This window comes from Pseudomonas sp. DSP3-2-3 (assembly GCF_049898225.1).
In the GTDB taxonomy this organism is placed as follows: domain Bacteria; phylum Pseudomonadota; class Gammaproteobacteria; order Pseudomonadales; family Pseudomonadaceae; genus Aquipseudomonas.
Genome location: NZ_JAFCXH010000019.1, coordinates 23441 through 36407, shown reverse-complemented (window position 1 = coordinate 36407; position 12967 = coordinate 23441). Strand labels below are relative to the sequence as shown.

11 protein-coding genes are annotated in these 12967 nt (G+C 56.6%); 9 read left to right on the top strand and 2 right to left on the bottom strand.

Annotated features, from left to right (window positions below; genetic code table 11):
• The first annotated feature begins 32 nt into the window (after nucleotides 1–32).
• Entirely contained in the window at nucleotides 33–1181 is a 1149-nt protein-coding gene (locus ACP7E4_RS20620; protein WP_426118202.1) for an NAD(P)/FAD-dependent oxidoreductase, read from the top strand.
• A gap of 188 nt (nucleotides 1182–1369) precedes the next feature.
• Nucleotides 1370–1645, top strand: coding sequence for an HU family DNA-binding protein (locus tag ACP7E4_RS20615; protein WP_003213368.1), 276 nt, complete (start codon nucleotides 1370–1372; stop codon nucleotides 1643–1645).
• A gap of 98 nt (nucleotides 1646–1743) precedes the next feature.
• Here the strand turns inward: ACP7E4_RS20615 and ACP7E4_RS20610 are convergent, their stop codons facing one another.
• Nucleotides 1744–2025, bottom strand: coding sequence for a hypothetical protein (locus ACP7E4_RS20610; protein WP_426118204.1), 282 nt, complete (start codon nucleotides 2023–2025; stop codon nucleotides 1744–1746).
• A 426-nt stretch (nucleotides 2026–2451) separates the two neighbouring features.
• A complete protein-coding gene (locus ACP7E4_RS20605; protein ID WP_426118206.1) occupies nucleotides 2452–2970 on the bottom strand; it encodes an Hcp family type VI secretion system effector in 519 nt (172 codons plus the stop codon).
• Nucleotides 2971–3401: 431 nt separating this feature from the next.
• On the opposite strand from ACP7E4_RS20605, the gene tssA reads away from it, so the two are divergent.
• From tssA to tssH, 7 genes are all read left to right on the top strand, one after another.
• A complete protein-coding gene (gene tssA, locus ACP7E4_RS20600; RefSeq protein ID WP_426118208.1) occupies nucleotides 3402–4955 on the top strand; it encodes a type VI secretion system protein TssA in 1554 nt (517 codons plus the stop codon).
• A 33-nt stretch (nucleotides 4956–4988) separates the two neighbouring features.
• Nucleotides 4989–5495 (top strand): type VI secretion system contractile sheath small subunit, encoded by a 507-nt coding sequence (gene tssB, locus ACP7E4_RS20595; protein WP_426118210.1) that lies wholly within the window; start codon nucleotides 4989–4991, stop codon nucleotides 5493–5495.
• A 28-nt stretch (nucleotides 5496–5523) separates the two neighbouring features.
• Complete coding sequence (gene tssC, locus ACP7E4_RS20590) at nucleotides 5524–6999, top strand: type VI secretion system contractile sheath large subunit (RefSeq protein ID WP_426118212.1); 1476 nt, start codon at nucleotides 5524–5526, stop codon at nucleotides 6997–6999.
• A 13-nt stretch (nucleotides 7000–7012) separates the two neighbouring features.
• Nucleotides 7013–7420: a type VI secretion system baseplate subunit TssE gene (tssE, locus tag ACP7E4_RS20585; protein WP_426118214.1), complete on the top strand. Its 408-nt coding sequence runs from the start codon at nucleotides 7013–7015 to the stop codon at nucleotides 7418–7420.
• Nucleotides 7421–7557: 137 nt separating this feature from the next.
• The gene (tssF, locus tag ACP7E4_RS20580; protein ID WP_426118216.1) at nucleotides 7558–9345 is read left to right on the top strand and encodes a type VI secretion system baseplate subunit TssF; all 1788 of its coding nucleotides are present in this window, start codon (nucleotides 7558–7560) and stop codon (nucleotides 9343–9345) included.
• A complete protein-coding gene (gene tssG, locus ACP7E4_RS20575) occupies nucleotides 9309–10331 on the top strand; it encodes a type VI secretion system baseplate subunit TssG (RefSeq protein WP_426118218.1) in 1023 nt (340 codons plus the stop codon). Before tssF ends, tssG begins: the two co-directional genes overlap by 37 nt.
• Nucleotides 10322–12937: a type VI secretion system ATPase TssH gene (tssH, locus tag ACP7E4_RS20570; protein WP_426118220.1), complete on the top strand. Its 2616-nt coding sequence runs from the start codon at nucleotides 10322–10324 to the stop codon at nucleotides 12935–12937. The genes tssG and tssH overlap by 10 nt, the downstream gene beginning before the upstream one ends.
• Nucleotides 12938–12967 lie beyond the last annotated feature (30 nt).

Genomic DNA, 12967 nt, shown 5'->3' with positions numbered 1-12967 from the left:
CCTCAACTGTCCTTAACTTCCTGGAAAACCGAATGAACGCACCTGTCGTGATAATTGGCACTGGCCTGGCGGGCTACAACCTGGCCCGGGAATTTCGCAAGCTCGATGGCGAAACGCCGCTGCTGCTAATCACGGCCGATGACGGTCGCTCCTATTCCAAGCCGATGCTCTCCACGGGCTTCGGCAAAAACAAACCCGCTGACGGCCTGAGCATGGCCGAGGCAGGCGCCATGGCCGTGCAACTCAACGCCGAAGTGCGCACCCACACCCGCATCAGCGGGATTGATGCGGGGCACAAACGCCTGTGGATCGGCGAAGAAGCGGTGTACTACCGCGACCTGATCCTGGCCTGGGGCGCGGAAACCATTCGCGTGCCCATCGAAGGCGATGCAGCCGATGCTGTCTTCCCGATCAACGATCTGGAAGATTACGCGTTGTTTCGTGACGCGGCGGCGGGCAAGCGGCGCGTATTGATCCTCGGTGCCGGCCTGATCGGTTGTGAATTCGCCAATGACCTGATCCTCGGCGGTTACGAAGTCGATCTGGTCGCGCCTTGTGAGCAAGTCATGCCCACCTTGCTGCACCCGGCCGCAGCGGCGGCGGTGCGCGCAGGCCTCGAAAGCCTCGGCGCGCGCTTCCACCTCGGACCGGTACTGACCCGCTTGCTGCGCACCAACAGCGGGCTCGAAGCGCATCTGTCCGATGGCGAAGTGATTGCCTGCGATCTGGTGGTGTCGGCCATCGGCCTGCGCCCACGTGTTGATCTCGCTGCAGCGGCAGGCTTGCAGACCAGCCGGGGCATCCTCGTCGACCGCGAACTGAAAACCTCCCACGCCAACATTTATGCCCTGGGCGATTGTGCGGAAGTCGATGGCCTGAACCTGCTTTACGTCATGCCGCTGATGAGCTGCGCCCGTGCGCTGGCGCAAACCCTGGCGGGCACGCCGACTGCCGTTAAATACGGGCCGATGCCGATCACGGTCAAAACCCCGGTGTGCCCGTTGGTGGTTTCCCCGCCGCCGCGCGGGACCAACGGCGTGTGGAGCGTCGAAGGGCAGGGCGCCGACATCAAAGCGCTGTGCCACGACGCGGATGGCAACCTGCTGGGCTATGCGCTGACCGGCACCGCCGTGATGGAAAAGCTCGCCCTCAACAAGACGCTCCCGGCTTTGCTGGCCTGAATACGGGTCGTTCTGTCGGATAAGCCGCGATTTTGTTCACATAAACCTCAAGCCCGCACTGGCGCGGGCCTGTACGGCGTGCCATCCTCATTCTTGACTGCCGCAACGTAGAGCCGTTGCGGCGCCTTGGGCTGCTCCGGATGGGCAGCACGGGACATAAAAACAAAAAACCGTAAAAGAGGCTTCATATGCGTAAACCAGAACTTGCAGCCGCCATTGCTGAAAAGGCGGACCTCACCAAAGAACAAGCCAACCGCGTTCTTAATGCCGTCCTCGAAGAAATTACCGGCGCCCTGCACCGCAAGGACAGCGTCACGCTCGTCGGCTTCGGCACCTTCCTGCAACGCCATCGCGGCGCCCGCACCGGCAAAAACCCGCAAACGGGCGAGCCTGTGAAAATCAAGGCCAGCAACACGGTAGCCTTCAAACCCGGCAAGTCACTCAAGGACAGCGTGAATCCATAGATACCAGCTGTACGCCTTGACGCAAGGCGAGCAGTGAAAGAGCGGGCACACCAACGAGGTTGGGTGCCCGTTTTTTGTGGGCGCTTTTTTATACGCACCTAGGCCGGGCTACGTTCCCACAGCCTTTTTTCAATTACGCGATTCATATCGCAGGCTTCCTGCATCAATAAATGAGCCGTACCTGCCATGGCGCTCAGATCGTAATCGTCGGCGCTCCCCGGCTTCTTGCTTGACACGGCGTCGAGGAACTCCGTGGCCAGACGCACCCGCAATTCGACGCAGGCGTGCAGGTCTTTGAGCGGCGCCTGGCTGTCGAGCAGCAGAACGGCGCCGTCGAGGCCGTGATGGGTTAGGGGGATGTAGCGGGGGTTGTGGGTCATAGATTGAACCTCCTTTACTAAATGAAACCGCCTCTAATGTCGTCAAGCAAATAAGGCGGCGGCTGAACGCGGGTTGACGAACCGGTAGGAGGTACATGAACCCGGTAGACCCGAAGGTCTCCCGCGTGCAGCCGCCATAACATGGTTTCTGCAGTACCGTCCCTTGTCGGATCGTCAAATCCGGTCGTTGACTAACAACGACGATGCAAAGGTTAAAGGTCCAGCAGAGCGCAAGTGCGGTATTTATAACTATTGTTCGAAATATTTGAAGTGGCGAAGTGCAACAAGGCGTGGCGAGTGCGTACTGCAAACGCGCCCGTTGGCGCGAGGCTTTCCTGCGAAGGGGGATTTGAAATGTGTAGCACAAGAAAGGGCACGCCAACATTAAGTTGGGTGCCCTTTCTATCAGCAGTAGTTGCGTTGGCTTTAACCTGCTACAGGTTCGCGCCAGTCATCGGAGCCAGAAGTGCCGGATACTTCGTGGGTCCAGATGATTTTACGGTATGTGAAATAGACGTCTTCCAGATGGGTGAAGTGAGACTGACCAGGATCTTGACAGTTCGGCATATATGAACGCACATCTACAATGATTGCGTCCACCAGCTCAGTCGAGAAATAGTGCTCCTGAGTCCCTTTTGATGATGTTCGATACCATTTTAGTAGTACTTTAGTAAGCTGTTCGCCGGTTGTAAGTGCGCCGAGTATCAGAGGTGAAGATTTATCGAAGACTTTGGTAATCATCAGCGGTTTGTGAACGCGTTGGCCTGTCGGTTGGCCAGACTGTGGATCGCGTGGGATAATGACTTGATGGTCAAAAGCTTGCTCGAGAATCTCGTCCGTATGCCCCTCTTGATAGATGTTACCTACAGAGTCTGCAGTAAACGTATCCTTAGTGATATTCCCATTTTTCTCTGATTCGATGTAAAGATACGCTGGTGTTGGCATCTATGAGCTCCTGACGGCTTATAACGATAATGGAGTAACTCTTCATGGCGACTGACTTGTAATTGGACGCGATCGTAAGAAGCAGGCATCCGTGGTGAGGGTGATCTTCAGCACGCTCGCGCACTTTACGAGTTTTAAATGGGCAACTCTGTAGTCCTTGTTTGTACGATGCTGTAGGAAAAATCATTAAAGAGAGTGAGATGTTGTTCGATGTGTTAATTATCTAATTTCCCGGATTTTTTTCTTGCGCGCTTTGGCTTTTGCTGGCTAGTATTGCCGCACTTACTCCGGCCCGCTCTTGAGTCGTGATGTGCCAGGTTCGCGGGTTTTAAACATGTTTAAACACTTTCTATAGTTTGTTTATGGCATCGTGCTCGTTGTTATGCATATTTGATGTTTCTCCATACCTGTTTTAGCGAAGTCTAAAAGCTATGTCCCCAACTAACGCTGCTGCCCGCTATCTGAAAATCGCCCAGACTCCAATTTCCAAAGGCAATTATTCAGGGCTGGATGTTCGCTATTCGCCAGAGTATGAGGCGCTTGAAGTCGAGTTGTCGAAAGTGTTGTCGTTGCATGAAAACGGCAGAGTCGACTGGCAAAAGGTACAGGAGCACAGCGAGGCTATTCTCACGACCCTTTCCAAGGATTTACGCGTCGTCTGCTGGTTGAGTTGGGCGCTTTACCAGCTCCAGTCGTTTGCGGGGCTGGTTGCCGGTTTCGGCATGCTTTGCCATTTCTGCACACACCACTGGGCGCTAATTCATCCAGCCAAATCGAGTACGCGTTCGGCTGCAATCAGCTGGTTGATCATGAGGCTCGAAAAGGCGCTGGACTCCAATGTTCCCGTTAAGGATCAACTGGAATTATTCCGCCAGTTGGTAAAACTGCTTGAGGAGCTGGATGCGGTTCTTACGCAGTATCTGAAGGCCGACGCCCCGCTGATATTGCCGTTGCGCAGGCGCCTGGCGAGCATGGTCCAGCGTGCCTCGGATAACCGGCCTGAACCGGGTCCAGTGGAAGCCGCGATAGCGCAGGTCAAGCAGACCGCCACGCAGTGGTTTGCTGGCGACTCTGTGATCGAAAATGAAAAGGATGCGCAGAAGGCATTGCGTGGCCAGCAGGAAAATGGCCTTGCGTTGTGTGCGTGGTGGCTACGCCAGAACGCGACCGACCCTCGTGCTTTGCGGCTCAATCGGACCCTGACCTGGCTATCGATAACTTCAGTACCCCAGCAGAGCGCGGAGCGAGTTACCGATCTTCGAGCGCCACCGACGGACAAGCTCAAAAGCTATCGCAGCCTGTTCGAGCAGGGGCAGTACGCGGACCTGCTCGTCCAGCTCGAAGCCAGCATAGCCCGAGCGCCGTTCTGGCTTGATGGTCAGCGCATGGTCTGGGAGTGTCTGGATGCTCTTGATGCCGAGGTTGCCAAACAAGAGCTGGAGATTCATTTCGCGCTATTCCTGCAGCGACTGCCGGGAGTCGTCGAGCTGCGGTTTCACGATGGCGTGGAGTTCGCGAACGTCGAGACGCGGGACTGGATAGCTGTGCATGTGATGCCGCGTGTCCAGCCAATCGCGGCGCCCCGTAAGGTAGAAGACGCCGGTATTGCACCTGCCTGGCAAATCGCCCTGGAGAAAAGCATCCCCATGTTGCGCAAGGGCGGTTTGAAGGCTGCGGTTCAGGAAATGAAGCAAGGTTTGCAGAGCGCTCAAGGCGGCCGTGAGCGGTTTTTCTGGCAGTTCAGCCTCGCTCGCCTGTGTCACCGGGCCAAGAAATACGACCTGGCAAGGGCGCAGCTGGAAACCCTTGATCAACAGCTGCAGCAATCAGGTTTGCATCTTTGGGAACCGGATCTGGCACTGGAAGTCCTGCACCTGCTCCACGGCTGTTACGGATTGCTGTCCCAAGGTCACGAGGTACGGGAGCGCAAGGACGAGATTTATCGCAGGTTGTGCCACCTGGATCTTGAAGTGGTACTCGAATAGGCCCTCGGGTCATAACAGTGAAGGAGAAAAACTGTGGCCAAAGAAGGCTCGGTAGCCCCAAAGGAACGCATCAATATTACTTTCAAGCCCGCAATCGGCGGTGCCCAGGAAGAAATTGAGCTGCCGCTGAAATTGCTGGTTTTGGGTGACTTCACCCAGCAGGCCGATGAGCGCAAGTTGGAAGATCGCAAGCCCATCAGTATCGACAAGAATAACTTCGACGAAGTGCTCGCCAACCAGAAGCTAGGCCTGACCTTGAGTGTGCCGAACCGTCTGCAGGACGAGGACGACTCTCAGGAAATGGCGATGGATCTGCGTATCAATTCGATGAAGGATTTCAATCCGGCAAGCCTTGTGGAGCAAGTGCCGGAGATGAAGAAGCTGATGGAACTGCGCGACGCATTGATGGCCCTCAAAGGACCCCTCGGCAATGCTCCAGCATTCCGCAAGGCTATTGAAAGCGTTCTGGAAGACGAGGATTCGCGCAGCCGAGTGCTGGGTGAGATCGGTCTGGATGCGCCCGCCCTGAAGGACGCTTGAGTCTGTAACAGATAAGGAAGCCAACACCATGAGCACCCGTGCAGCACAGCAGAAAAACAGCGAAGCCACCGAGTTCGGCATACTTGACCAGATCATTGCCCAAACCAGTCTGACACCGACTGACGATGCCTATGGCATCGCCAAGCGCGGCGTCGCGGCATTCATCGAAGAATTGCTCAAGCCTCATAACAGTGAAGAGCCTGTCAAAAAGGCCTTGGTCGATCGCATGATTGCCGAGATCGACAGCAAGCTCAGTCGGCAAATGGACGAGATCCTGCACCATCCGGAATTCCAGGCGCTGGAGTCTTCATGGCGTGGCCTGTCGCTGTTGGTTGAGCGCACGAATTTCCGCGAAAACATCAAAATCGAGGTGCTGAACGTCTCCAAGCAGGACCTGCTGGACGACTTCGAAGACTCGCCCGAAGTGATGCAGGCTGGCCTGTACAAGCATATCTACACCGCCGAGTACGGTCAGTTTGGTGGCCAGCCAGTAGGCGCAATCATCGCCAACTATTTCTTCTCTCCAAGCTCACCTGACGTGAAGACCATGCAGTACGTTTCCAGCGTCGCTTGCATGTCCCACGCGCCATTTATCGCGGCAGCAGGTCCGAAATTCTTTGGCCTGGAAAGTTTCACCGGCCTGCCGGACATGAAAGATCTCAAGGATCATTTCGAAGGCCCGCAGTTTGCCAAATGGCAAAGTTTCCGCCAGCAGGAAGATGCGCGTTACGTCGGCCTGACCATGCCACGCTTCCTGCTGCGCAACCCCTACGACCCTGAAGAAAACCCGGTGAAGACGTTCGTTTATCGGGAAAACGTTGCCAATAGCCACGAGCATTATCTGTGGGGCAATACCGCCTATGCATTCGGTACGCGGTTGACCGACAGCTTTGCCAAATTCCGCTGGTGCCCGAATATCATCGGCCCGCAAAGCGGTGGTGCAGTTGAAGATTTGCCCCTGCATCACTTCCAGAGCATGGGTGAGATCGAAACCAAGATTCCGACCGAAGTGCTGGTTTCCGACCGCCGTGAGTACGAGTTGGCCGAAGAAGGTTTTATCGCCCTGACCATGCGCAAAGGCAGCGATAACGCAGCGTTCTTCTCAGCCAGTTCGGCCCAGAAGCCGAAATTCTTCGGTATCAGTGAAGAAGGCAAAAATGCGGAGTTCAACTACAAACTCGGTACTCAGCTGCCGTACCTGATGATCGTTAATCGTCTGGCTCATTACTTGAAAGTGCTGCAGCGTGAACAGCTCGGTTCCTGGAAAGAGCGCACGGATCTTGAGCAGGAGCTGAACAAGTGGATTCGTCAGTACGTAGCGGATCAGGAAAATCCCAGCGCTGAGGTACGTGGTCGCCGTCCATTGCGCGCCGCCAAAATTGTCGTCAGCGATGTTGAAGGTGAGCCGGGCTGGTATCGCGTCAATCTAAACGTGCGACCGCATTTCAAGTACATGGGTGCCGACTTCACCTTGTCGCTGGTTGGCAAACTCGACAAAGAGTAAGCGGAGCTGAGCGATGTCCGGGTATGGCAGCCTTTTTGAGCGTCTTGCTGGCGAAGCCGACAAGCGCGCCAGTTGGAAACACGAAGATAGTGCCGTTGCCTCAGTGGCTGCTCACTTGGCGAAAATGCTCAGTACCCGCGCGGGCAGTGTGCAGACGCTGCCCGCTTATGGCCTACCGGACCTGAATGACATGCGCCTGAGTCTGCATGACTCGCTGATGCAAGCGCGTCAGGCCATTGAAAGTTTCATCGGGTTGTATGAGCCGCGTCTTACACAAGTGGAGGTTATTTCCCTTCCCCAAGATGGCGATCCGTTTCGTCTCGCCTTCGCGATTCATGGGTTGCTTGAAGTTGCCGGAGTCAAACGGCAAGTCAGCTTTTCCGCGCGCCTGGATGCTTCCGGGAACGTGAAGGTTACTTGAGGCATCAGGCACTAAGAAGTTTTGTTGTTTCAAGAGTTTCGAGATTACCCGTTTCAGCCATTGCATCCAGTTGACCAACCAAGTGCTGCCAGTTTTGTCAGTGCGTTTTTCCGTGCTTCCAGGGAACAGGACGCTCCATGTCTTTTAATGATTACTATCAAAGCGAGTTGACTGCTTTACGGCAGATGGGTCGCACCTTTTCTGAGCGTAATCCCGCACTGGCGCCTTTCCTTGGACAAAGTGGTCGCGATCCGGATGTCGAGCGTCTGCTGGAAGGCGTTGCGTTCCTCACCGGGCGCCTGCGTCAGAAGCTCGACGATGAATGGCCAGAGCTGACGCATTCCCTGATGCAGTTGCTGTGGCCCAACTACATGCGGCCATTGCCATCATTCAGCATTGTGCAGTTTCAGCCTTTGGATCAGGCAGGGCCGGCAGTCCATGTAGAGCGCGAAACGCCGGTCAGCAGCGAAGAAGTTGAAGGCGTCGGTTGTCGTTTTCGCACCTGTTTCGCTACCGAGGTTCAGCCTCTTGAACTGAGTGACTTGAATTACTCGGCGCAGGGTGAAGGCGCTTTGCTGAGCGTGCAACTCACCCTCAAAGGCAGCGGCCATCTCGGCCAGCTAACGCTTGATCGCCTGCGGCTGCATTTCGCCGGAGAGCGTTACATCAGCCAAACGCTTTATCTGAACATGCTGCGCAATCTCGGCAGCATTGAAGTCGTGTTGCTTGATTCGGATCACAAACCACTCAAGCCCGATGGCGGCAGTGTGGTGTCATTCAAACTTGGAGTTACAGATGTTCAGCCGGTGGGTTTCGCCGACGATCAGGCACTGATTCCCTATCCGCTGAACACCTTCCGGGGTTATCGATACCTCCAGGAATATTTTGCGTTGCAGGACAAGTTTCTTTTCGTCGACGTTAATGGCCTGGAGAAGATTGGTGCAGTGCCGGAAGACATTCTCAAGCAGGCGGTCGGTTTTGAATTGCGTTTCACGGTTCAGAAAAACGCCATCCAGCGGGCGCGCCCTACCAGGGACAACATCAGGCTGTATTGCACGCCTGTGGTGAACCTTTTCAATGAAGATGCCCTGCCTATTCGCCTTGATGGCAAGCAGGATGAGTATTTGTTGTTGCCTTCCAGACTTGAGCAGAAACATTGCGGCGTCTACTCGATTGAAAGTGTCATTGGCCGCGAGCAAACGGGCGGCGGCGAGAGGCATTACGTGCCTTTCGAATCGTTCAAGCATGACCCCAGTTTCGACGTGCTGCAGGCGGCCCCGTATTACAGCGTTCGGCATCGGACGTCGCTGTCCCACAGCGGATTGGATACCTATCTTGGTTTCGATATTCGTCACTGCGACAGGCAGGAGGCGCTGTCCATTGATATTGTCTGCACCAACCAGAATCTGCCGCTACGGCTCAAGGATGGGGACATACGCTTAGGCGGCGAGGGCGCGCCCAAGACCGCTGGTTTTCGGAATATTACGGCTTGCACTCCCCACTACGCACCGCCGCTAACGCAGGACTTTCTCTGGAAGTTGATCAGCAATATGTCGCTGAACTACCTCTCTCTGGAGAACGTCGATGCGCTGAAAGTCATTCTCGAAACCTACGACTTCGCACAGTACTACGACCGCAATGCGGCAAGCGTCACCCGCAAGATGCTTGGCGGACTCAAGTCGATTCGTCATGTAGCGACCGATCGCTTGTTCGAGGGATTGCCGCTGCGTGGGGTGCGCACCGAATTGTTGATCGATTCGGAACAGTTCATCTGCGAAGGGGATGTGTTCGTCTTCGCCTCGGTGCTCAACGAGTTCTTTGCGCTGTACGCCAGCCTCAATTCGTTTCACGAGCTTCGCGTCAAAACCATTAAAGGAGAGGTGTATTCATGGACGCCACGAATGGGGCAACAACCCCTGCTCTGAATGGGCTGACGCGGACGATCCGCGAGTATTCGCTGTTCCAGGCCGTGCTGCTGGCGCTGGACACTGTGCGCGAAGCCTGTCCGGATCTGAGCGAAGAACAGCTTTACGATCAGCTCGAGTTTCAGGCCAATCCGAGCCTTGGATTTCCGGGGAGCGATGTCGACCGTGTGCAGTTTTTCAGGGAGGACGGGAAGCTTCGCGCACGCATGCGGCTCAACCTGCTCGGCCTCTCTGGCGCTGGATCGCCGTTGCCGGTGTTCTACGCGGAACAGTCATTGGGCGATGGTGATGATGCCAATACGACTCGGATGTTTCTTGATCTGATCAATCATCGGCTGCACCGTTTGATGACGCCAATCTGGTGCAAGTATCGCTATCGAGCAAGTTTTCAGAAAGGCGCGGTCGATCCCTTTTCACAACGCTTGTTCGCCTTGGTCGGACTGGGTGGCGACAAGATTCGCCTGGCCAAGGAGATCAACTGGAAACGTCTGCTGCCATACCTCGGTTTGCTCAGCCTGCGCGCCCACTCCGCCGCGTTGATCGAGGCGGTGCTGCGTTACTACTTCAAGCACGCCGACTTGGATATCGAGCAATGCGTACCGCGTGTTGTGGACATTCTCAAGGATCAGCAAAACAGCCTCGGCCAGAAGAACAGCCATCTGAACCACAACCTGGTGCTTGGCGAGCGTGTGCGTGACCGCAGCGGCAAATTCCGGGTTCACATTCGTGAGCTTGATTGGCAGCGCTTTCATGAATTCCTGCCAATCGGCACCGGCTATCAGCCGCTCTGCGCACTGGTGAGATTCAGTCTGCGAGACCCGCTGGACTACGACATTCGTCTGGCGCTGCGCCATGAAGAAATCCACGAGTTACGCCTGTGCGCGCAGAGCGCTTGCCGTCTTGGCTGGACCAGCTGGCTTGGACGCGAAACGGCCGACGGAATTGTGACCCTCGGCAGACATATTCATAAGGACCGATGCCCATGATCAATGTAGACCTGCAACAGCTGATTCAGGCGCTGGACGCCGAAACCCGGCGCGACCTTGAAGCTTGCGCCGAGCGTTGTGTGGCGCGCGGTGGCAGCAAAATCCTGATCGAGGATCTGCTGCTGGCGCTGCTGGAGCGACCCCAAGGGCTTCTGGCTCGCGCGATGCTGGATGCCGAAGTTGACGCAGGAGAGCTGGCGGCGGCGTTGCATCCGCATGTGGAACACAGCGGGTCGCGCAACCCGGTATTTGCCCCCGAACTGGTGCAATGGCTGCAGGATGCACTGTTGGTTGCGAATCTTGAACTGGGTCAGAGCCAGGTCGAGCAAGCAGCGCTGATCCTCGCTTTGCTGCGTAATCCGCTTCGTTATGCGGGCACTCGCTACCAACCGTTGCTGAGTCGATTGAACAGCGAGCGGCTACGTGATTTTGCGTTATCCGAGAAATCCGATCCAACCTCAAAAGGCTCTGGGCCGCAGCGTGAATCCCTATTGCAGCGCTTCACACACAATCTGACCCAGCAAGCGCGGGACGGCAACCTGGATCCGGTTCTGTGCCGTGACGATGCGATCCGCCAGATGATCGATATCCTCGCGCGTCGACGCAAGAACAACCCGATTGTCGTGGGTGAAGCGGGCGTGGGCAAAACCGCCGTAGTGGAAGGGCTGGCGTCGCGGATCGCTGTTGGCGAAGTGCCGCAAGCCCTCAAAGGTGTCGAGCTGCTGTCTCTGGACATGGGCCTTCTGCAGGCGGGCGCCAGTGTCAAAGGTGAATTCGAACGCCGACTCAAAGGGGTGATCGATGAGGTCAAGGCGTCGCCAAAGCCCATCGTGCTGTTTATCGACGAAGCCCATACCTTGATCGGTGCAGGCGGGCAGGCCGGTGGCTCGGACGCGGCGAATCTGCTCAAGCCAGCACTGGCTCGGGGCGAGCTGCGCACGATCGCTGCGACTACATGGGCGGAATACAAAAAATATTTCGAAAAAGATCCGGCGCTCGCGCGACGTTTTCAACCTGTGCAACTGCATGAGCCCACGGTAAGCGAAGCGGTAACCATATTGCGTGGCCTGGCATCGGTCTACGAACAAAGCCATGGCATCTATCTGCGGGACGATGCGGTGGTGGCCGCCGCCGAGTTGTCGGCGCGATATCTGACGGGGCGGCAACTGCCCGACAAGGCGGTGGATGTACTGGATACGGCGTGTGCCAGAGTCCGCATCAGCCTCGCCGCCGCGCCGCAAAGTCTGGAACGTCTACGCAGTGAATTGGCCGAGGGTAGCCGGGAACAACAAGCGTTGTGTCGCGATGCCGAAGCCGGTCTGCCCGTGGCCCGAGAGGCCCTTGATGCGCTGGGCAGTCGTCTCGCTCAGGCCCGCAGCGAGGAAGAGGAGCTGCAACAACGCTGGCTCGCACAACAGCGTTTGGCGCAGCAGCTTCTTGAATTGCGCCAGCTGCGGGCGAGTGCGCCGGTCGCTGGCAGCGAGACATCCGTAGATGACGCGTCGCAAGGCAGTATTGCGAATCTGGCCAGCATTGAGACCCGACTGCAGCAAATCCAGCAGGCGCTGACGCAAGCGCAGGCCGTCGAGCGTCTGGTGAGCTTTGAAGTTTGCCCAAGGCTGGTCGCCGAAGTTGTCAGTGCGTGGACGGGCGTTCCGCTCGAGCAACTGGCACGGGAGCACAACGCCAGGGTCGCGAGTTTCGCGGTGGACTTGCGCCAACGCATTCGCGGTCAGGATCAGGCGGTGCATGCGCTCGACCGGTCGATGCGCGCCACCGCAGCAGGTTTGAACAAGACCGATGCGCCAGTAGGTGTGCTTCTTCTGGTCGGCCCCAGTGGGGTAGGCAAGACCGAAACCGCATTGGCATTGGCCGACCTTTTGTATGGTGGTGAGCGCTTCGTCACCACCATCAATATGTCGGAGTTCCAGGAAAAACATACTGTGTCACGCCTGATCGGTGCGCCTCCGGGTTACGTCGGTTATGGCGAGGGCGGGATGCTCACCGAGGCGGTACGCCAGAAACCTTATTCGGTGGTGCTGCTCGATGAGGTCGAGAAAGCCGATCCGGACGTGTTGAACCTGTTTTACCAAATCTTCGACAAGGGCATCGCCAACGATGGTGAAGGGCGCGAAATCGATTTCCGCAATACGTTGATCCTGATGACGTCGAACCTGGCGAGTGACCGGATCGAAGCGTTGTGCCGGGATGGCAATCGACCCGAAGCAGATGTGCTTGAGGCTGCCATTCGGCCGACACTGAGCAAGCATTTCAAACCCGCCCTGTTGGCACGGATGCGAGTTGTCCCTTACTACCCGGTCGGCGGTCCGGTGATGCGCGAGCTGGTCGAGCTCAAGCTTCAACGCCTCGGTGAGCGTCTGCGTCGACGCAAGCTCGCGTTCAGCTATAGCCCGTTACTGGTCGATCACCTGACCGAGCGTTGCGTGCAAGGCGAAAGCGGCGCCCGGCTTATCGATCACCTGATTGACCTTCACCTATTGCCACTGATTGCCGACCGACTCCTGGAGGTGATGGCAGCTGGGCAAACCTTGGCTCAAGTGCACGCCACGCTCGATGAAAACAGCGTCGCGTGTGAGTTCGCGTGATCATGAAATTCCCTTTCTACAACTCCTTTG